The sequence below is a fragment of the Microcoleus sp. CAWBG27 genome (assembly GCF_020883145.1).
In the GTDB taxonomy this organism is placed as follows: domain Bacteria; phylum Cyanobacteriota; class Cyanobacteriia; order Cyanobacteriales; family Microcoleaceae; genus Microcoleus.
In genome coordinates this window covers 42,682-64,691 of record NZ_JAHREU010000038.1, presented here as the reverse complement: position 1 = coordinate 64,691, position 22,010 = coordinate 42,682, and the positions used below count along the sequence as shown (strand labels likewise).

17 protein-coding genes are annotated in these 22,010 nt (G+C 46.0%); 8 read left to right on the top strand and 9 right to left on the bottom strand.

Features of this window, described 5'->3' with window-relative positions; translation table 11 throughout:
• Window positions 1-21 precede the first annotated feature (21 nt).
• From QZ938_RS20330 to QZ938_RS20315, 4 genes are all read left to right on the top strand, one after another.
• Entirely contained in the window at window positions 22-3,174 is a 3,153-nt protein-coding gene (locus QZ938_RS20330) for a hypothetical protein (protein WP_293355447.1), read from the top strand.
• Between the two features lie 207 nt (window positions 3,175-3,381).
• On the top strand, window positions 3,382-3,915 hold the full coding sequence (locus QZ938_RS20325; RefSeq protein WP_293355450.1) for a hypothetical protein: 534 nt from the start codon (window positions 3,382-3,384) through the stop codon (window positions 3,913-3,915).
• A gap of 217 nt (window positions 3,916-4,132) precedes the next feature.
• Window positions 4,133-4,336 carry a hypothetical protein gene (locus QZ938_RS20320; protein WP_293355453.1) on the top strand — a complete coding sequence of 68 codons (204 nt, stop codon included), beginning with the start codon at window positions 4,133-4,135 and terminating at the stop codon, window positions 4,334-4,336.
• Window positions 4,333-4,605, top strand: coding sequence for a type II toxin-antitoxin system RelE/ParE family toxin (locus QZ938_RS20315; protein WP_106150286.1), 273 nt, complete (start codon window positions 4,333-4,335; stop codon window positions 4,603-4,605). Before QZ938_RS20320 ends, QZ938_RS20315 begins: the two co-directional genes overlap by 4 nt.
• 89 nt (window positions 4,606-4,694) lie before the next feature.
• Here QZ938_RS20315 and QZ938_RS20310 read toward each other — a convergent pair whose 3' ends face one another.
• The 6 genes from QZ938_RS20310 to QZ938_RS20285 form a co-directional block, all read right to left on the bottom strand.
• Window positions 4,695-4,946: a DUF2281 domain-containing protein gene (locus QZ938_RS20310; protein WP_293155423.1), complete on the bottom strand. Its 252-nt coding sequence runs from the start codon at window positions 4,944-4,946 to the stop codon at window positions 4,695-4,697.
• A gap of 108 nt (window positions 4,947-5,054) precedes the next feature.
• On the bottom strand, window positions 5,055-5,390 hold the full coding sequence (locus tag QZ938_RS20305; RefSeq protein WP_293155420.1) for a DUF5615 family PIN-like protein: 336 nt from the start codon (window positions 5,388-5,390) through the stop codon (window positions 5,055-5,057).
• Window positions 5,374-5,697: a DUF433 domain-containing protein gene (locus QZ938_RS20300; protein ID WP_363318917.1), complete on the bottom strand. Its 324-nt coding sequence runs from the start codon at window positions 5,695-5,697 to the stop codon at window positions 5,374-5,376. Before QZ938_RS20300 ends, QZ938_RS20305 begins: the two co-directional genes overlap by 17 nt.
• Window positions 5,666-5,842: a hypothetical protein gene (locus QZ938_RS20295; RefSeq protein ID WP_293355456.1), complete on the bottom strand. Its 177-nt coding sequence runs from the start codon at window positions 5,840-5,842 to the stop codon at window positions 5,666-5,668. Before QZ938_RS20295 ends, QZ938_RS20300 begins: the two co-directional genes overlap by 32 nt.
• Window positions 5,817-6,419, bottom strand: a complete 603-nt coding sequence (locus QZ938_RS20290; RefSeq protein ID WP_293355459.1) for a Uma2 family endonuclease — start codon at window positions 6,417-6,419, stop codon at window positions 5,817-5,819. The genes QZ938_RS20295 and QZ938_RS20290 overlap by 26 nt, the downstream gene beginning before the upstream one ends.
• Before the next feature lie 641 nt (window positions 6,420-7,060).
• On the bottom strand, window positions 7,061-8,722 hold the full coding sequence (locus QZ938_RS20285) for a glycosyltransferase family 39 protein (RefSeq protein WP_293355462.1): 1,662 nt from the start codon (window positions 8,720-8,722) through the stop codon (window positions 7,061-7,063).
• A 74-nt stretch (window positions 8,723-8,796) separates the two neighbouring features.
• On the opposite strand from QZ938_RS20285, the gene QZ938_RS20280 reads away from it, so the two are divergent.
• From QZ938_RS20280 to QZ938_RS20270, 3 genes are all read left to right on the top strand, one after another.
• The gene (locus QZ938_RS20280; protein ID WP_293355465.1) at window positions 8,797-10,293 is read left to right on the top strand and encodes a hypothetical protein; all 1,497 of its coding nucleotides are present in this window, start codon (window positions 8,797-8,799) and stop codon (window positions 10,291-10,293) included.
• A gap of 527 nt (window positions 10,294-10,820) precedes the next feature.
• Window positions 10,821-11,279 (top strand): hypothetical protein, encoded by a 459-nt coding sequence (locus tag QZ938_RS20275; protein WP_293339357.1) that lies wholly within the window; start codon window positions 10,821-10,823, stop codon window positions 11,277-11,279.
• Window positions 11,280-12,092: 813 nt separating this feature from the next.
• A complete protein-coding gene (locus tag QZ938_RS20270) occupies window positions 12,093-15,557 on the top strand; it encodes a DUF4347 domain-containing protein (protein WP_293365632.1) in 3,465 nt (1,154 codons plus the stop codon).
• A gap of 755 nt (window positions 15,558-16,312) precedes the next feature.
• Here QZ938_RS20270 and QZ938_RS20265 read toward each other — a convergent pair.
• Window positions 16,313-16,474: a hypothetical protein gene (locus QZ938_RS20265; RefSeq protein ID WP_293354013.1), complete on the bottom strand. Its 162-nt coding sequence runs from the start codon at window positions 16,472-16,474 to the stop codon at window positions 16,313-16,315.
• Window positions 16,475-16,602: 128 nt separating this feature from the next.
• On the opposite strand from QZ938_RS20265, the gene QZ938_RS20260 reads away from it, so the two are divergent.
• Window positions 16,603-19,905 (top strand): DUF4347 domain-containing protein, encoded by a 3,303-nt coding sequence (locus QZ938_RS20260; protein ID WP_293354015.1) that lies wholly within the window; start codon window positions 16,603-16,605, stop codon window positions 19,903-19,905.
• Window positions 19,906-20,139: 234 nt separating this feature from the next.
• Here the strand turns inward: QZ938_RS20260 and QZ938_RS20255 are convergent, their stop codons facing one another.
• Together QZ938_RS20255 and QZ938_RS20250 are read right to left on the bottom strand one after the other, a co-directional pair.
• Window positions 20,140-21,420, bottom strand: coding sequence for a recombinase family protein (locus QZ938_RS20255; protein ID WP_293354017.1), 1,281 nt, complete (start codon window positions 21,418-21,420; stop codon window positions 20,140-20,142).
• Between the two features lie 151 nt (window positions 21,421-21,571).
• The gene (locus QZ938_RS20250) at window positions 21,572-21,931 is read right to left on the bottom strand and encodes a VOC family protein (protein ID WP_293155390.1); all 360 of its coding nucleotides are present in this window, start codon (window positions 21,929-21,931) and stop codon (window positions 21,572-21,574) included.
• Between the last annotated feature and the right edge of the window lie 79 nt (window positions 21,932-22,010).

Here is a 22,010-nt window from a genome sequence, read left to right as displayed (position 1 = left end):
TATTTTTGAGGAGATCGGATTATGACGAATATTAGCTTAGGGCAAACGATTGACGGAAGTTTGAGCAGCACTGATACTAAAAACCCTAAAAGATTGGGTAGCTTCTCCGATGACTATACCTTGACCGGGATTTCCAATTGGCAGCAAGTTCAAGTTAACATGGATTCGACTGCGATTGACAGTTATCTACAACTGGTAAATGCTTCTACAGGTGAAGTGATTACCTTTGACGATGACTCTGGTGGTAATAGGAACTCAATCTTAAGTTTCACAGTAGTTCCGGGTGTGAATTACGCGATTCGAGCTACTAGCGCGAGTCCAAACCAGACAGGAAACTATACCTTCAAAACTAGCTCATTGGGGACTGCATCATCTTTAGTTTCTACAGATAGCGGACAAGTCGGAAGCATTGACTCAGCAGGAAAATTTGTAAAAATTGCAACTAGCCCAAGTTTAAATGACATCGCCTTATCTAGTGACAACAAGTTGTTTGGCATCACTGATAGCAAGTTGTACAGCGTCGATCCAGGCTCAGGTTCATCCTCACTAATTGGAAACCTCGGTGCAAGTGTAAACATAGTTGGTTTGGCATTTTCTCCTAGTAATGTACTTTATGCGACTGGCGGTTCTAACTTATATACCATTAATCAAACTACGGGCGCAGCATCCTTGGTTGCTAATCTGGGATCTAACTTTGATGCTAGTGGCGATTTACTATTCGATCCTGTTAGTAATCGCTTTTTGGCTACATCTGGGGTCAACAGTGATAACAGCTTATTTTCCGTATCCTTAACTGGTCAGGCTACCAAGATTGGTAACATCGGCTTCAGTAAAGTGTATGGCTTATCCAGCAAAGATGGGAATCTGTTCGGCTTCACCGGAGCTAACCAGCGGATTGTTATCAATCCAGCAACAGGAGTAGGCACTCTTGATAAAAATGTTACGGGTGTTAGCGGTGCAATATTTGGAGCCACATCTATTGTAACCGCGACTCCAACACCGACACCAACTCCGACACCAACTCCAACACGGACACCTACTCCAACACCGACTCCAACACCAACGCCGGCTTTAACTCCAACACCTACTCCGACACGGACACCGACACCGACACCGACTTTAACTCCGACTCCAACACCAACGCCGGCTTTAACTCCGACACCAACACCAACGCCGGCTTTAACTCCAACTCCGACTCCAACGCCGGCTTTAACTCCGACTCCGACACCAACACGGACACCAACTCCAACGCCGACTTTAACTCCGACACCTACTCCGACTCCGACACCAACGCCGGCTTTAACTCCAACTCCAACACCGACACGGACACCGACTCCAACACCAACATTAACTCCGACTCCGACTGTTCCAACTCCCGTTCAGGAAAAGCTACCAAACACAGTCACGGCTGATTTTGTTGACTCAGACACGGATAAGATTTTTAAGGATTATGTAAAAAATGTTAGTGAGAGAGATGATTCTAGTAGGAAAAGCTTTCTTTCCTTTGCTAGTAACTATACTTCAGAACTCACAGGCATAGTTCCAGCTATTCGCGATCTAGAAAAAGTTGATGATTTTAAATATGGAGAGTGGAAGCAAGGTATTGACAAGAAAAACGATCAAAAAAACACACGAAAAGTAGAGATAACAGAAGTCACAAAATCAGACAAAAATCAAAATACTTGGGTGATACTTCATGGATGGAATGATACCTCTAACAGTTTTTTAAATTTAGAAAAAGCACTTAAAGATGCAAGGCCTAACGATCGAGTTTTGTTACTAGACTGGAGTGATGCTTCTAGCAATGGCAAATTGCCAAAGGACAAAGGAGACTCTCCAGCTCCTACCATTCGGTTAGGTAATTACTTTGCAGCTAAGTGGGCAAGCCCTGTTGCTGAATGGGCTGTTAAAAAGCTAGAACAGGACTATGGAATTGATGGTAAAGCAGCTAGCGAAAACCTAAAGATAATAGGTCATAGCCTCGGTTCACTCGTCAGCAGTGAAATGGGAAGAATTTACACGTCAGGCAAAAATAGAAAAGGTGATAATGTCCTACCCAATGCAAATGGACTCAACACGCTAATAGCGCTTGATCCTCCTTCACAATTGAATATAGATGTGTATTCAAATGACACAGCAAGCTACGATTTAGATGGAAGAACAGCAAAAGCAGACCGCCCAGAATTATTTCAGGATGTCGCTCGCAATTCTCTAGCCTTTGTTGGTGCGAAAAGTATTGCAGGAAATCAACGCTTTGCTGCGGGAGCACTAAATTCGTTCCAAATGGATTTTGGCAATACCATAGATACTGGTGAAGAACATTCCGCAGTTGTTAAGACATTTACGGAGTTAATCAAGGAAAAAGGCGAAATAGGAAACCGCATCCTCAACAACCAAACCTTTAACGCAAGGCAGAATACCTTAATTTATAATTCTGAAGATGCAAAGAATGGATTGGCACATGAAGGGGCTCTTTCTGTTAAAAAACCTAACGAGCCAATTCAACTTAAAGTCAGGAATGCAAAAACGTCAGGTGAAAATGACTTTATATTTTACGGAACTCCTAAAAATGACAGGGTAATTGGTGGCTTGGACAACGATAATATTTTCGCAGATGCAGGAAACGATACCCTTTACGGACTCACTGGAAACGATACCCTGTACGGCGATCAAGGCAACGATACCATCTATGCAGGGAAAAATAATGACATTATTTGGGGGGGTGAAGGTGATAACTTTCTTTTTGGTGATAATGGCAATGATACATTGATTGGTGACTTAAATGCAGACAATCTTGATGGTGGAAATAATGACGATGTACTTATTGGTGGAAAAGGTAAAGATACGTTGACAGGTGGTTCTGGAAGTGACACCTTTGTATTTTCACGAGGCGATGGTGCTTCCAGCAGAGACGATGCTGATATCATTACGGATTTTGGCACTGGTGCTAATGGCTTTCTGAGCTTTTTGGGTTTTGGTGGTGCTGATAGAATTGCGTTAGCAGGTGACTTGAAAGCCAATATGATTGATGTGGAGCCATTTAACAATGGGGCACAGACTGCACTGAAGGCTAAGGTTAACGGAATTACTGAATATCTGGCTGTGCTGAATGGAAATTTCAGTAGGGATGATTTGAAGCTTCAGGAAAACTTCGTTATTCCAACAATTTCTTGATTGAATAATCAGATACGATACCTGCTAGACATTCCAAAAGCTTAATTGCCCTTTCCCCCATCCCCCTCCATCAGCGTGTATCAGCGGCTCAAAAGTGTGATCGCCCTTTACGACAAAAAGTGCGATCGCCCTTTGAAACAATCCCCAATACCCGGACTCCCTACAACCACCGTCCTTAAATCCCAACCCTCTCACAGACCTTGAATCATGATTAAACTAAAATTCAAAATATTAGGAGTACTAGCCCTGATCGGTGCAATTGGCATAGAATGTACCAGCCTAGTCAAACCAGCCACCGCACAAACCGCCGCATCCCTAGCCTATCATCTCAAACAAACAGGTGCTAAGATGTACAGTGCTTCTTGGTGTCCTGTCTGTCGAAGACAAGCTCAAGTTTTCGGAGATATTTTCAGCCAAGTTCCACACATTGAATGCTTCCCCAACGGTAGAGGCGGTGGATTCAATCCCCAGTGCGAGAAAGCAGGAATTGAGAGTTTTCCTACATGGGTAATTGGCGGTCGTACCTATAGTGGCATGATGTCTATTGAGAAAATAGCCAATCTATCTAATTATGGTACTCCTTCCAGCACCAATGACCCAGTAAAAATATGTGACTATAAAGCTGACCTGATATTTTATGAAAGAAATCCTCAAATGTTGGGTCAGAAAATTTCTAGTTCTCAATCTAGTTTAGCAAATGAATGGTCAGGAATTAGAAGGAATATTCGGGGATGTCAGTAACGCACTAAAGGCTGAGAATAAGTAGTGCAGGACTTATACACTCCGACAAAGAAACCGGGTTTTTACCGAATCTATGGACTACGGCGAAGTATTTTCGCAAAAACCCGGTTTCTGGGCTCCAGTGCGAATAGACAAACAACATCTAATTTGTTATAATTGACTAAAACTCAACCTATGAAGCATCATTCCCTCCCAACTCATCTCACCATAAAAGTGTATGAAAATAGAAGACTATCCACTGGCTAAAGAATTGATATTCGATGCCGAAGGCAACATTAGTCAAGTTATTCTAGATTATACCGACTATCAGTATTTCCTAGAAGCGATCGAAGATAGAGGACTTCTATTGGCTATGGGCGCAGTAAAAAATGAAACCCCCTTAAATTTACAGCAAGCACTTGCCGAACTGGAAACAGAATGAAAGTCGAATATCTACCCAGTTTTTTAAAGGATTTAAAAGCTCTTAAAAGTACGCCTGTCTTTGAGCAAATCAAGGATTTTGCTTTTGCGGAAATTCCAAATAGTAATGATTTACAGACAATTGTTAACTTAAAAAAATTGAAAGGTGATGATAATGCGTATCGGCTTCGGGTTGGCGACTATCGAATAGGTTTTTATTTTGATGGCGAAACTGTTACTTTTGCCAGGGTGCTTCACCGGAAAGATATTTATCGCTACTTTCCACCATAAAGCTGTTTTCACTCTGACAGAAGGTTTTGGGAAACTTGTTCTTGTCCTTTAAAGTAGTAGATTAATGTGTTTGTATCCAAAATATACATCTAAAAGCTCTCCCGCAAGATGTCTTCCCCCGACTCAGCACGAATCTCTTCCAGAGTAGGAAAGTCTTCTGCCCACGTTCGAGCTAGGGAATAAACCACTTCCTGCCAAGGAGTTAAAGCATCTACTGTGTCGGTGGATTGATTCCAATTCAGGTACTTGGCACGAATAGACTCAGCGAAAGTGAGAATTTCCCTAGCTTGATTTTGGGGAAGAGTTTTGACGATCGCATAAATCTGTTCAATAACAGTCATAATCTGATTATAGATAAAGAGCAGTTTAGCTTTATTTTAGCAATTATAATCAGTTTAGTTCCACAGGCGATCGCCCTTTACGACAAAAAGTGCGATCGCCCTTCGCTCTCACAAATACTCTACCATTCCCACCATATCTTCAGGTGTGTAAATTTCATATAGCAAAATCAACATTTCTATTATTTGTCCGATCGAACGACTACCCTGTTTAAAGTAAGCCACACCAGGATGATCCTTGCTCATAGCAGCCATAACTAGAAAATCTCGATCCTGAGTCACAAGCACTCGCTGCTGTTGTTGAATAAACAACCACTGCTGCTCATCCATCTTAGTCCTTAATCCCGCTTCCACTGTTGTTGTCACATCAATGCTATAGAGACGTAACGCCCTAGCAATATCGCGATCGATATGCTCATCTAAATGAAACCTAATTCTCGGACTCACCTTTTAATTCCTTGATTTTTGCTTGTAACCTACCTGGATTTTGACGAATAAATTCATCCACAAAAGCATCATCTTCTGCCATTGTTTTGTCAATTTCTTGGCGATGATCGTAATAATAAGCCATAGCGTCATAAACTGCTGCTACAAGCAAATCGTACTTAGTAGCAATTTCTAAAAGAGAGTAACCCATTTTTAGGTGCATCACCATCACGTCCTGTACGGCGATTCTCGTTCCAGCAATCCGGGGTTTTCCGCCTCGTATTCCCGGTGTCATTTCAATGTGTTCTACGCTTACTGTTGTTGCCATGATTTTTGATTAGGTATGCTTCAAAAATAATACTATTATAGCCAAAACTGAGATTTTCACAAGCTCGATCGCTAAAAAGTGCGATCGCCCGCCAATAAATCTGCCACAAATTCACCGAATCAAATTTCCGGTGCAATTTCTGCATCTACCTCTTCAAAATTCACCTTATTATAGATATCTGCCACAGCAATTTCAAAAGATACTGAAGCAAGTGCGATCGCCTCATCCGATTCATTATACTCAGCAAACGACCATCGCTTATTATCCGTCTTAGAAAAATGTTCGATATATTTCCGATTTTGGTCGAGCAACAAATACTCTTCAACCGTGGGAATCGTGCGGTATCCCTCAAACTTTTTGCCGCGATCGTATTCTTTAGTTGAAGCTGAGAAAATTTCAATAATTATCCTGGGATTGGTAATGGTATCTTTGCGGTTATTATAATACTCCGGCTCTCCAACTACTACCATCACATCGGGATAGGTATAGATACGCCTTTTGGGCATCCACAAGCGGACATCGCTCATAAACACTCGATAGTCGAGTTTTTTGAAGGCAAAATTTAGTTCGGTACTAAAGTTGAGCGCTATTTGATTGTGATTAGTAGAGCCACCAGCCATAGGAAATATTTCACCGTCAATGTATTCGCTTTTGCACTCAGCAGCCTCCTCTAGTGCTAGATATTCCTCGGCCGAGTAGTATCGCTGTTCGGTAAGTTGCATAGTTCGATCGCAGATCATTTAACTAATTCTTTTGTTTAGTGTAACATTTTTCTGGAAACTCTACTACTTCTTCTAAAAAAAATCAAAAATGAATATTTAATTGCCATACAAGGCGATACAGATTTTTTTATCTGTCAAACTTGGTCGATCGTTCTTGTTAACCCAAATCTTGTAGGGGCGGGTTCGCCAACCAAATTTTAAATTCACCAACCATCTCTATAAACCCGCCCCAACCCAACTAATAACCTTCATGAACCCAGACCGGAATTGGCGCATTTAAATTGCATAAAAATGATGTCGATCGAGATGTCGATTTAGGTTATTTGTTGGGTGGGGGCGGGTTTATTGTTTTTGTCTGTTAGCGGCACTGATTGTTGGTGAACCCGCCCCTACGCGAATTGGGAAAATTGCATAAAAATGATGTCGATCGAGGTTATTTGTTGGGCGGGGGCGGGTTGATTGTTTTTGTCTGTTAGCGGCACTGATTGTTGGTGAACCCGCCCCTACGATAATTGGGGAAAATTGCATAAAAATAATGTCGATTTAGGTGGTTTGTTGGGCGGGGGCGGGTTTATTGTTTTTGTCTGTTAGCGGCACTGATTGTTGGTGAACCCGCCCCTACGATAATTGGGAAAAATTGCTTATTTGCGAGTTACCACAACCCAATCGTCGGCTGTTTTTACCACCTCAGCATTCTTCAAGGCTAGATGTTTAAGAACAGGTTTTTCTAACAAAAAATAAGGTTGAGTCAGAGTTTGCCATTTCTGTTGCAGCGTCGGCGCGTCGGCGACGATAACTTGTCTGTCGCTGTAAAAATTCAGCGACGGACGAGGTAATTTATGAGATGTAAAGACTTGCTGGCCGGCTGGGGTTCCGGTGCGGACGATTTCGGCGATCGGCTTTACGGGATAATCCTCTCCTAGTTCCCAAACCCAGTTATCGGAAGCGAACAATACTAACAGTGTAAGGTAAGTTCCCCAAATTAAAACTAATAAAAATTGTCTGTCTTTGCGGTGCAGCAATACGGCGGCTTGTATCATTGTCAAAGTTACAAACATCAGCATTAACTGCAAGTCGCGCTGGGGCGACACAATTTGTCCGCCCAGCCGTACCCAGCCACTGAAGTAGGCGCAGCCGACGATAGCAACTACGCCGATTACTATCAAAATTGCTGGATGAGGTAACAAAGATATAGCATTAAAATATTCTTCAGTTTCGTCTTTTGCGGATTCTTCTGGGGCTGACAGTTGTTCCCAAACTTCGGCGAGATAGCTACCAACTGCTAAAGCAAAAGCTGGATAAACTGGCAACACATACCAAGGTAATTTGGTATTCATCACGGAAATAGCTAGCAGGTATACTCCCGTCCAAACTAATACTAATTTGGCACCGGGAAAATTGCGATTTTCCCAACTCAAGCGCAGCCCTTGCAGCCAAAATAACTGCCACGGCCATGCTGATTCTAAAATTTCTAACAGATAATACCAGGGCGGGCCTTTGTGATTCCCCACAGTGTTGGAAATGCGCCGGAAAGATTGGCTGACTAAATTGGTGTTGATGAAATCTTGTCCGTAGTGCAGCCATTGGGCAAAATACCAACCTGCTACTGGCAAAGTTCCGATCGCCAATCCGCCCCAAAGATACCCAGAAGTCAGGAGTCGCGGGGTATCCCAAACCAGGAAAACAAAGCCGATCGCCCCCAGCAGCAACCCCAACATCACGCCCTTAGTCAAGCAAATGAGTCCGAAGCCTATTCCGGCGCCCAAAGCGTAGCGCAAGTCGCGGCGCGATCGCACCAAACACCACATCGCAAACAGCAAAAAACACAAAACTGCTCCGTCTAACATCGCCAAACGTCCGTGCCGCACCACCGGAAGCAGCGTCAGATAGACGAAAGCCGAAAAAATGGCGATCGAGCGCTGCGGAAACAACTCCCTGCCAATGGCGTAAAGCAGGGGTACTGAAGCCGCCGTCAGCATGGCGGGTACCAACCTCGCCGTCAATTCGCTGACACCACCTGCCCTAAAACACAGCCCGATCAGCCAGTGTACCAGCGGCGGCTTGTTTAAATAAGGCATAGAGCCGATCGTCGGATACAGCCAATTTAAATTACCGCGCCAAATTTCGCGGCTTACCTGGGCTGCAATCCCTTCATCCCAATCCCGCAACGCCACGCCGCCCAGATTCAGCGCGAAAATCAGCACCGCAGCCAACAGAAAAGCCAGCATCCACAGTTTGTCTGTCAAGCTGTCATTGAAGCGAGTTTTCGGTTTGCGGCTTAGGAATCGAAAGATTTCTGACATAACTTAAGAGAGTTTTTAGCGTCCCAAACAGAAGGTAAACTTATACAGCAGTTATTTGCGATCGGGGCAATACCATGAACTTACCTGTAATCATAGATATTATAATTGGCTTAGTGTTTATCTACCTGACTTTAAGCTTGCTAGCTTCCGAAATTCAGGAACTGATTGCTACTGTTTTGCAGTGGCGGGCGGAACATTTAAAGAAGTCGATCGAGGTGCTGATTTCTGGAGGCAGCGAAGCCACCAAAGATCCGCTGCAATTGCAGCGAGTCGGACTGTTGGCAAATTCAATTTATGCCAATCCGATTATCAAGGATTTGAATCAAGGAGCGAAAGGTCTTCTATCACAGGGATTTCGTTCGTTTACCCACCGCATGGGAGATTTATGCCGCCGAATGACTGGTACTAAGAATGTTTTTGGCAATAAATCAACAGGGCCGTCTTATATTCCAGCCGATAGTTTTGCTGCGAGCCTTTTGGATACTTTAAAAATTGCTACTTTGGTGGAATCTATCTCTAAAGGCAGACTGGAGAGATTTAAAGATTTACAGTTGGCACAAATTCAAGTCATTGGAGAGGGTCTGAATCTGCCGGAGTCTAAGAAACCAATTATTGAGCAAGAATTTGGCTGGCTGACTGCGGAGTTTAATCGAGTTGTTGAAGATTATAAAAATGATTTGGGAAGTTTGAACAACTGTTTGGATCGGATGTCAGAAAAGTTGGGATTTTATATTAATGATTCTCAGGTTTATCTGCCGGAAACCGAGCAGGGAGGAAGAGAATTTCAGAGACAGATGGCTTTTATTAAGGCGAGTTTTGATAGCGAGTTTGAGCGGGCAGCTTTGCGGGCGCAACTGCAACCGAGTTTGAGCAATTTGTTAAATACCGTGAGGAAAGTTAGGAAAAGTCAGGATACGGTAGCGCAAATTATGGATGAGAAACAGGAGAGTCCAATTTACAAACAAATTCAAGAAACCTTGGACAGTATGCCAGAATCTTTGAAACGCAGTCTTTATATTTTGGCACAGCGCGCTGAAACAGGCGGTGGAGATACTCAAGAGCAGTTGCAGCGGTTTCAGAAAGAAATTGAAGGTTGGTTCGATCGATCGATGGAGCGCGCTTCGGGGGTTTACAAGCGGAATTCTAGAGGGGTGGCGATTTTGCTCGGAACTGCGATCGCCCTGACTGCTAACGCTGATACGATTACTATTGTTAATCGGTTGTCGAAGGATTCGATGTTGCGATCGACTGTTAATTTGTACGCTAAGCAGTTGGTGGAAAAAAATGCTAACACAAAATTGGATAATTTAACCAATCTCACCAAAGTTCAAAATCAGGTCGATCGAGCTTTGGATAATGTAGCTCTACCTTTTGGCTGGAGCGAACCGAACAGGTTAGAACTAGATGCCCAGGGGAATGTATTGTTGCCGGCTTTGATGGGAAAATTGTTTGGTTGGATGTTGAGCGGCGTAGCGATTTCTATGGGAGCTGGTTTTTGGTTCGAGGCGCTCAACAAGATTATTAATATCCGGAATGCGGGGAAGAAACCGCCCTCTACTACAGATTCGTGAAGGGTGGTATTTGTCGGGCCGGACGAACTTTGAGATTAAATATAAGGTACTTCATAAGGTACGTAGTTGCGCTTGGGCGCTCTTATATATTGAAAGAGCGCCCAAGCGCAACTACGTACCTAATTTGCATCAGAGTGCTTGTGTCTGCGATCGAGTATTTGAGGTTTAAGAGCGCCCAAGCGCAACTACGTACCTAATTTGCATCAGAGTGCTTGTGTCTGCGATCAAGCATTTGAGGTTTGAGATTTTAGATGGGATCGATCGCAATCGGGGGTTTTGAGGACACTTTGTTGAAGCGGTCACCTACAGGATAATGGATCTATCGGTAATTACTGACCGATCGCTAATTTGGGAAAATACAGAAAACATAAATTCCGTGCGATCGCGGATGGCAGCACCAGAGAAATAGGCGAAACTGATAGATGAGTGCAATGGCCGCGAGCCAAACCAACCTAGTTCCTGCCTGTTTCCAACGCTCTGACTCCAAGGGTACATCTACCAGCCAACACCCTTTTGGAGGAAGGAATATGTTCACTTCTTTGACGGAAACCAATCCCGCCTCGGAATACCAAAATCCCGGATCCAGAAGTTTTGCATTTAATGACTCCAGCATCAATGACGGCGGATATTTTGTCTCTGGGATTTTCGCGACGCTTGCAGTAATTTTAGTCAAGTCTATGTCTGACGGGATCCAGCAAGTTATCTCGGCACTTCAAAAATATGCCTCTATCCTGATTAGAGAGATTGACAAAGTTTGCACAATTTTTGGCGGCACTTCAGATTGCCTCGAACCAGATGACAGCCAATTGCTAAAAAGGCACAGTTCCCTAAGTGACAAAAACGGACTGGGTTCGTGTTATGCCGATCGAGATAGCGACACACTCAGCAACGGCCGCGGGTGCGATCGGTTGTTTGCTAAGGAGAGTGATGTAATTGAGGTTGTGGAACGTGCTGAGGGTGATTGGCCACAATGGAATTGTCATTAACCGCGTGATGGGGCGCGACGGTGCGATCTGACTGAATGTGCGATCGATCGTATCAACTCCCGTTAAATAATTCTCATAGCCTTTGTAGTGTAGTGACAGCCCAACTCCGCAAAGTTCCTGTGCCCGCGCGCAAACAACTTAAGTGCGATCGATTAATCGGCACTTAATGTCAGACTGTTTCGATCCTTAGTAAATGCCACCAAACCAACTTGGTATCAGTATTCTGGTGTTTCAAAAATCTAGCCAGCCACGCAGCCTATCTCGTACAATTTTAGATTTTCAAAGTGGGGATGACTGAGGTCGCTCCTAGTTTTGCTCTGGCCTATACTTGCATTCTTGGTTTTCATTGACGCAATCATTCAAAAGGTATTATATAATTCATTCTCAAATTCGCTGAAATACAGGTAGGGACTTAGGCTGAGCCGTGTCCGCATACCCGAAATATCAGACTAAACACAAAAACACTCAATCTAATTTAAAGGGGTTGCTGAGTAGTAAATTACGCTTAGCCCATTTTTTTGTGCCGATAATTATAGGCATTTACAGCTAATAATCCTGAAAAATCCGGCTTTAAAAAAGCTGGATTTTTTTTGAATGTGCGCCACACATTTATTAGATATTCCAACAATTCTTGCCAAAAAATCGAGTAACTACAAGCGCAAGTATGTACAATCCGGAAAATAAAACATTTAAATAATTGATTGGTAAATATTGCACTATTTTCAAAATAGGTGTTAATATGAATTCAAATAAGACTGATAAGAACACTCCTGGGCTGTATCTACCAATAACGCCCTTAATGGAGTATCACAAATGAGTTCTACATTCGCTCAAACCAGCTCACAATCTTCTTTGGAAAAATTGCACCCACGTTCCTTAGTATTCATTGATTCCGGGGTGGAAGATTACGAGTCAATTGCAGCGGGAGTGCTACCTGGACAGCAGGTAGTAATCCTCGATAGCACCAAAAATGGCATCCAACAAATTACATCTGAAATTGAAAACTACGCCTCTACCAACGGGGCGATCGACTCGGTACACATTATTTCTCACGGCAGTTCTGGCAGCCTGCAACTCGGTAATACCGCTCTGGGTTCAGATAACATCGATCAATACAAAAGCCAGTTGGAAAAGTGGCAGAATTCACTAGCTCCAGAAGCCGACATCAGTCTCTACGGTTGCGATGTAGCAGCAGGGACAGGCGCTAGTTTCGTTGACAAGTTAAGCGAATTAACGGGGGCTGACGTTGCTGCATCCACCAACATCACTGGTAAAAACGGCGACTGGAATTTAGAATTTTCTAAGGGTCAAATTGAATCTCCCTTAGCCTTGAACTCCGATGTGATGGCAAATTACCAAGGTGATTTAGCTACTATCGTCGTCACGAATAATAGCGATAGCGGAGCAGGTTCCTTGAGAGCTGCGATCGCCTCCGCTGTTGCCGGGGACACAATTACCTTCGCTCCTGGTCTAGCTGGTCAAACCATCGCCCTTACCAGCGGTCAAATCGATATTCCCGTTGGCAAAAACCTCACCATTGACGGCGCCGGTGCAGCGGGTTTAACCATCAGCGGTAACAACTCATCCCGTGCCTTTTTTGTCAATGCAAACGTTGTGACTGCGACGAATTTTGCGGTCAAAAATCTCACTCTTGCCAACGGTAAAACGACTGGGACAGGTGGGGCGATCGGCACAACCGACGAAGTAAGGCTCACAGTAGACAACGTTCAGTTTAATAACAACGTTGCCGATCAAGGTGGTGGGGCAATTTTCGGTAATTTCAACAATACCCTGACAGTATCGAACAGTAAATTCAACGGCAACATCGCTACCGCAGCTAATGACGAACGCGGTGCAGGTGCGATCGGCTTTTTGAGCTCCAAAGCTTTTACTGTCACCAACAGCGACTTCACCAACAACAAGGGAATTAACGGTGGGGCAATTAACAGCCTTCAGGGCAAGTTAACAATTGACAATTCGCGATTCATCGGCAACGACACCAGCGCAGCCTCTTACGCAACAGGTCAAGGTAATCCTGGTTTAAGGGGTAACGGTGGCGCTATTTACACAGACAGAGCCAGCGGTCTAAATGAAGCTTCCGGCACAATCAAGATTACCAATAGCGTATTTCAGAACAATAAAGGTCGAGGTGAAGGAGGTGCAGCTTATCTGTTCACGGGCAGCCAAGACAATGTAATTTTGGAAAACACCACCTTCCAAAATAACGAAGTTATGGCGCTAACAGGCAGTCCCGGCGGTGGAAATCCTGGAAACGGTGGTGCGGTAACGGTTTTGAGCGACAGCACCAACCAGGGATTGACTATTACCAACACTAGCTTTGCTGGCAACAAAGCCAACAATCAAGGTGGTGGCCTGTGGATGCGAAATGCCCCTGCTACGATTACTAACAGCACGTTTTCTGGCAACTCCACCGCGTTTGCTGCTGGTGATTTCAACAAACTGGGCGGTGCCATGACTCTTGGTGCACGCACAACTATTGTCAACACGACGATCGCCGATAATAGCGCCGGGTGGGTTGGTGGAGGTATCTTCGCCGATGCCAATAATGTCACCCTCAAAAACACGGTTCTTTCCAACAATACAGCGGCTAACGGAGGAAACCCTTGGGGAATTCAGCAACACGTCACCGCCCAATATAGCGATCAAGGAGGGAATTTTCAGTGGCCGCCCAAAAACCCCAATGACGGCAGCGATGTCAATGCTACGGCAAGTGTGACCCTCGCAGATCCCAAACTCGGCCCCCTGCAAAACATCAACGGCGCTTTAGTCAGGCCTCTGCTGCTCGGAAGTCCAGCAATTGATAAAGGGGTTGCAAGTGGCGCACCCGCTTTGGATCAACGCGGCGTGACTCGCCCTCAAGATGGCGATACTATTCCAGGGGCGATCGTTGACAGCGGCTCTTTTGAATACACCAATGGAGTCGTGCCAACTCCCACTCCCACACCAACTCCGGCGCCGACACCAACACCCGCGCCGACTCCCACTCCCACACCAACTCCGGCGCCGACACCAACACCCGCGCCAACTCCAACTCCCACACCAACTCCGGCGCCGACACCAACACCCGCGCCGACTCCAACTCCCACACCAACTCCGGCGCCAACTCCGACACCCGCGCCGACTCCCACTCCCACACCAACTCCGGCGCCAACTCCGACACCCGCGCCGACTCCCACTCCCACACCAACTCCGGCGCCGACACCAACACCCGCGCCAACTCCCACTCCCACACCAACTCCGGCGCCGACACCAACACCCGCGCCAACTCCCACTCCCACCTCCGATGCTTGCCTGCTCGATGGCCTCAATGCCCCGCAACTCGACCCTGCTACCATCACCCCCAACCCCGTCCAAAAAACTGTCAATGGGGGTAACAATGCCGATTTCATCATGGGTAGCAGCATCCCCGAGTCGATTAACGGACTTGGTGGCAACGACACTATCTACGGACTTGGCGGCAATGACAACATTGACGGCGGTGCAGATAACGACGCGATCTTCGGCAATGACGGCACAGATTTCATCCAAGGTGGTGCTGGCAACGATACCATCAGTGGTGGCAAAGATAATGACACTATTCTTGGCGCCGATGGCAATGACTTCTTAATGGGAGATTTGGGCAAAGATACTGTTGCCGGCGGTATCGGTAACGACACCATTTTTGGTGGCAAAGATGACGATATCTTGCTCGGTGAAGATGGCGACGACAACCTGTTAGGCAACTTAGGAAATGACACAATTAATGCTGGCAACGGCAACGATCTTGTGTTTGGTAATGAAGGTACAGACTTGCTGTTTGGTGGAGCAGGAAATGACACGATTTACGCCGGCAAAGACAACGACAGTCTCGATGGCGGTATTGGCAACGACTTCCTGCTCGGCAACAATGAAAACGATGTCCTCTGCGGTGACGCCGGTAACGATACGCTTTTCGGCGGTAAGGGTAACGATCTCCTGGCTGGCGGTGCTGGTTCCGATTTCCTTTCCGGGGATATAGGAGATGATACTTTGACTGGCGGTTCGGGAAGTGATGTGTTTTTCCTAAATCAAAGTTTGGGTAGCGACATCATTACTGATTTCCGCAAGGGCGAGGATTTAATTGGGTTGGCTCCCGGTTTGAGTTTCAATCAACTCAGCATTGCGTCTAGCAGCAATCAAACTTTGATTAGCGTGACGGGTACCAATCAATTGTTAGCGAAGCTTAACGGTGTACCCGGTACTCTCAGCGCTGGCGATTTCACTCAGGTAACAATCTAACTGCCTCTGGTAGGGTGCGCGACGCGCACCTTACTACCGGCAAAACATCGGGTAGGGTGCCCGGCGGGTTGAATGTTTTGACTAAAGACTGAGAATTTCCTCCCGCTGCATAGGTGTCAACTTAATCTCAAGTCTAGTCAGAGATTGTGGTTTGACTATTAAATCCCGATCCCCCCTAGCCCCCCTTAAAAAGGGGGGAACAAGAGTCAGATCGACAGTCCCCCGACTATCAGGCGGATTTAGGGGGATCTAGACTTGGCGTCAAACCCAAATTTATCAAGCATTTCAGGCTTAAGTTGACACTAATGCTTCCGCTGGGCACCCTACTGTTAGTTACCGGAATTTCGGATTTTTTTGGAACTTTTGGCGATCGACAAATACCTCAAATTGATATCGTTTCCAGTTGCATTGGAATTGTTGAAACCGTCAGCTGTCAACTGTCAACTGTCAACTGTCAACTGTCAACTGTCAACAGACTTTGAGAGCAGATTTTGGGGCTTTAGGTCAATCAGTAATTTGGAACCGCAGCAGCTCTTCTCTGGATTGAAATTACATCCTCTGCGGTTAATTGAAATCGAGGCAATCGGGTGCATCTGGTTGTTGAAGAGGGCGAAGCATGACCGCATATAAGTTATTAGTTATAATCCCATATTGACTGCGGTCATGCTTCGCCCCTACAGATATATTTGCTAAAACCAGATGCACCCAGGCAATCGCCACATAGCAATAATTCTGTCTGAATGTATTTTTCTGATTTAAATCATGGAGAAAAACCCAATATTCTCTTGATTGTAGTCCCCCGATGCTTTCACGAAGTTTTTTAGCAATCCCGGGGTTTTCAGAATGTATATTTTACCAGAAATAATTGGTTGAAAGCCCGAACCATTTGAGGGAAAAATTAAAATCAGACTATTCATTGCTCCAATCCTCTTCCTTGTTGGTAAAGGTAGCTCTCGAACGGTCAACTGTCAACTGTCAACTGTCAACTGTCAACTGTTTAAGGTCATTTACCAGCAAATAGCAAACATCATCATGGGTATGAAAAATGAATTCAACTTTTACCAGTATTGATTCACAGTCTGTTCTCGGCAATTCTCGTCCTAAATCTCTTGTCTTCATTGACTCGGACTTAGATGACTATCAAACTCTGGCGGCCGGCGCGATCGCAAATTCTGAGACAATCATTTTAGATAAAAATAGCAACGGAGTCGAGCAAATTACTGCGAAACTGCAAACCATTGCTGCTGCGGGCGGAACTGTAGACCAAGTTCACATTTTTTCTCACGGGAATTCTGGCAGTTTGCAGCTAGGTTCGGCGACGCTGAATTCGGATAATTTGCCGCAGTATGCAAGCGAGTTGCAAGGGTGGCGCACGGCATTGAGCGATCGCGCTGATATCATGCTTTACGGTTGCGATGTGGCGGCGGGTGATGGTGCTAATTTTGTCGATCGCCTTTCGGAGTTAACCGGGGCTGATATTGCGGCATCTAGCGATCGCACTGGCCGCGGTGGCAACTGGAATTTGGAGTTTACCAAGGGTGATATTGAAGCACCCATTGCCTTGACTCCAGAAGCAATGGCCGATTACCAAGGGACTTTAGCCACTGTTACCGTTACCAACGCTAATGATAGCGGGGCCGGTTCATTGAGAAGCGCGATCGCCTCCGCAGCAGCCGGCGATATTATTCAATTTGCCTCCTCTCTTGCCAATCAAAAAATCACCCTTACTTCCGGTCAACTTGTCATCAACAAAAACTTGACAATTGATGCAAGTGCTGCTAGCAATTTAACCATCAGTGGCAACAACACTTCGCGGGTAATCCTCACCGAAGGTTCCACCAATGTTACTCTAAAAAACCTGATTGTTGCCGACGGCAAAGTGTCGGGAACCGATCCGAATAACGAGGAAACTAGCAGCGGCGGCGGCATTCAAACTGGCGGTAACAGCACTTTAACTTTAGAAAATTGCCAAGTCAACAATAATGTTGCCGGTTTCGGCGGCGGCATTTACACCGGTTTCCGCAGCACCACAACAGTAATTAACAGCAAGTTTAGCGGCAATGACGGTTCTTTGGCTAGCAATACCGAACGCGGCGGCGGGGCGATCGCCACTAAAAGCGGCGGTGTTCTAAATATCAAAGATAGCGAATTTACCAACAACAAAGGCAGCTACGGCGGGGCTGTGAATAACCTGTTGGGCAGCATGACGATCGAAAACTCGAAATTCACTGGCAACCGCACAGATAAAGGCGTTGGCGGGGCAGTTTACGTCGATGGCGCTAATGCTTCTGGGCCCAATGCAACACCAGGCCCTACTCCTGGCAACATTATCATCCGAGGCAGCACTTTTGACGGCAATATCGGGACAGGAGAAGGAGGTGGAGCCTTTTTGTTTGGTTACAACCAAGACAAAGTAGTTTTGGAAAATAGCACTTTTATTAACAACAAGGCTATCAAAAATGCAGCGGGTCAGGGAGGTTCTGGTGGTGGAGTTCGCCACGGAAATGTAGATTTGACAGTGACAAATACCACCTTTGCTAACAACACAGCCGATGATAACGGTGGTGGCTTGTGGCTGGGAGAAGAGGGTAATATCAACATTGTCAATAGTACATTTTCCGGCAACACGGCTGCTAAACAAGGCGGCGGAATGGTTGTCGGTAACAAAGATGCCTTTTCGACTAACATCGTCAATTCGACTTTTGCCAAGAACACCGCTGGAGAGTTTTCGGGAGGTATTGCAACCTTTGGCAATCAGCCAATTACTGTCAAAAATTCGATTTTTGATAGCAACACGGCTGGCAATCCTTTTAAAGTTAAATTCCAAACTGGAAGAGAACTAATTGATGGCGGGAATAATCTTCAGTTTCCAGCTAAACTCACGACAGGCGATCCTAACGACAATAACGCTACGGCAAAGGTGACGATCGCAGATCCGAAACTCGGCCCTTTGCAAAATATCAACGGTGCTTTCGTGTTGCCCCTGCTAGCAGGAAGTCCCGCCATTGACACAGGTACTGGTGCGGGCGCGCCAGCTAAGGATCAGCGCGGTGTGACTCGCCCCCAGGATGGTGATGGTAACGGCAGTGCGATCGTCGATATCGGCGCTTTTGAATTCACAACGACAGCCACGCCGACTCCGACACCAACTCCGACACCAACACCCGCCCCAACTCCGACACCCGCACCAACTCCGACACCGGCACCAACTCCGACTCCGACACCCACGCCCGCCCCAACTCCGACACCGGCACCAACTCCGACTCCGACACCCACACCCGCACCCACGCCGACACCGGCACCAACTCCAACTCCGACACCCACACCCGCCCCCACGCCGACACCGGCACCAACTCCGACTCCGATACCGGGCACAGATAATTGTTTGCTCGATCGATTCAGCGCCCCAGAATTAAACTCTGCTACCATCACCCCCAACCCAGTCCAAAAAACTGTCAATGGGGGTAACAATGCCGATTTCATCATGGGTAGCAGCATCCCCGAGTCGATTAACGGACTGGGCGGCAACGACACTATCTACGGCATGGGCGACAATGACAACATTGACGGCGGTGCAGATAACGACTTGCTCTTCGGCAATGACGGCACTGATTTCATCCAAGGTGGCGCTGGCAACGATACCATCAGTGGTGGCAAAGATAATGACACTATTCTTGGCGCCGATGGCAATGACTTCTTAATGGGAGATTTGGGCAAAGATACTGTTGCCGGCGGTATCGGCAACGACACCATTTTTGGCGGCAAAGATGACGATATCTTGATCGGTGAAGATGGCGACGACTTCCTTTTCGGCAACTTAGGAAATGACACTATCAATGCTGGCAACGGCAACGATCTTGTGTTTGGTAATGAAGGTACAGACTTGCTGTTTGGCGGGGCAGGAGATGACACGATTTACTCCGGCAAAGAAAACGACAGTCTCGATGGCGGTATTGGCAACGACGTACTGTTTGGTAACGATGCAAACGATGTTCTATGCGGTGACGCCGGTAACGATACGCTTTTCGGCGGTAAGGGTAACGATCTCTTTGCTGGCGGTGCTGGTTCCGATTTCCTTTCCGGGGATATAGGAGATGATACTTTGACTGGCGGTTCGGGAAGTGATGTGTTTTTCCTAAATCAAAGTTTGGGTAGCGACATCATTACTGATTTCCGCAAGGGCGAGGATTTAATTGGGTTGGCTCCCGGTTTGAGTTTCAATCAACTCAGCATTACATCTAGCAACAATCAAACTTTGATTGGCGTGACGGGTACCAATCAATTGTTAGCGAAGCTTAACGGTGTTGCTGCCAATGCTCTCACCGCTACCGATTTTATCACTCTGTAGTTACCTCTTTTGTGCAGCAGTGCGATCGACAGTTAAAACCCCTGACAGTTGACAGTTAATAGTCTAAGATATTGTAGGGTGCGTCAGCGATTAGCCTAATTTTTAGGTAGTCCGCCAGAAGTCGCTGACGCACCCTACTACTACTTTATTCCTTCGATTGCCAGGACTAAAGTCCTCACTACAAACTCATTCTATCGACAATGATATGAATTGTTAATTGTCAATTTTTCAATATTAAAAAATAAAAATAATTTGCAGTTTCACTTCTGAATTCTCCCGAATTATTTCAATGCGATCGATAAACTCTCGAAAATAAAACCTGCGTTCCGATTCAGACAAATCCAGCCAAAATTGGGGAAGAGAAACAGTTTGAGCAGTTTCTCGCAAATTTACGGGGGGCATTTTCGCTAACCTGCTTTGCATTTCTGCAACTTCTGTGCGGATTTTATACGATCGCAAATCTGCCGTTTCTGCGTCCAAAATGCCGCTTTCAATCAGGGCGGGCAGTTGTTCTATAATTTTTTGTTTAGATGCGATCGCCCCGGCAATTCCGGCTTTAATGCCTTGGATGTCCGGCATTTGCAACTGGGCGATCGCCTCTGGCAAATCGCGACAAATTCCTGCTATGGTTAACTGCAACACTTCTTCGTAGGAAATGCCGCTGCATTTAGGCTGTTGGGGACAGTTAATCGGTCGCAAATAAAGGTATTCTTTGTCTTTGCGGTAGGCTGTGACTTTGGCAACTGTCATGGACGACTTGCACTCGGCGCAAATTGCTAAACCTGCGAGGGAACGCGGGGCGCTGGCGCTGCGGGGAGCAAGGCGACTGTTGCGCCGCAGCAATCTGTCTACTTGGGCGGCTTCTTCTCGGGAAATAATCGGGACGTGGGTGTTAGAAATTACTTCGCCGTTTTGATATTCTAAATCGCCTCGGTAGGCGGGATTTGTCAGCCAGCGGCGGCCTGTGCTGACGGAGATTTTTTTGTTGTATTTCTTTGCTAAATAACACACGGAACCGCGCAGGGAACCGTAGATGAGAAAGTGTTCAAAAAAGTCTTTGACGGCGGGGGAGGCGGTTTTGTCGATCGCATATTTGTCTTTGCCGCGCCGATAGCCGTAGGGGGCTTTTCCGGGTGGGGGAAGGGATTTGATGCGGTTGCGGGCGTGTCCTTTGCGAATGCTGCGGCTGTGTTGGCTGCGCTGGATCTCGGCGAGGAGTTTGAGCAAGTTGGCTCTATTTTCTGTTTGTTTTTCGTCTGTGACAATTAGTTGAATGCCGAGGTTTTCTAGTTGTTCGAGGTGGGCGCACACTTGCTGTACTGTGTCCCCGAGTTCTTCAAAACGCTGAATTAGCAAGTATTTGACTGGTTCTGTTTGGCAGTCTTTTAGCAGTTGCTGGAGTTGCTGGCGCCCTCCTAAGTCTTGGTATGTGCGATCGACCTCTTGGCCCCAAATTTCGGCTGCTGGCGCGGCTTCTAACAGCGGTTCGGTGTAAGAGTAGGCGATGATTTTCATCTGTTATACCAATTTAATGTGAAGTTGCACATATCTCGATCCCCCTAAATCCCCCTTAAGAAGGGGGACTTTGAAAAGAATCTTATCCCCCCCTTATTAAGGGGGGTTAGGGGCGATCCGAATTCGGGAGCAGCCTCATAAAAAAATGGTATTACTCGCCCAGTTCAATGATATTCCCGTCTGGATCTTGGGTAAATAATGCCGATCGACCTGACGCGCTCATTTGTACCGGGCAATTGTGAGCGATTAATTGCTCTTTGGCTGCCTCTAAGTTAGCCACAGCAAACGCTAGATGTCGGTTGCGCCCCAATTTTTCATAGTCTACGGCATCTGGTATAATTGTTGCCGCCAAAATTAGGTGTAGCTGGAAGTTACCGACTTGATACCAGATGCCGGGAAATTTTAATTCGCGATCGATTTTTTGCAGTCCTAATACATTGCTGTAAAAGTGTTGGGATTTTTCGAGGTTGGAAACGAGCAGGGCGCTGTGGAGGGCTTGATTAATTTGCATTTGTATTTGGTATTTATTTTTTTACCGCCGATGCAGGCAGATGAGCGCTAATGAACGCAGATTTGTTTAGGTTAGTAGA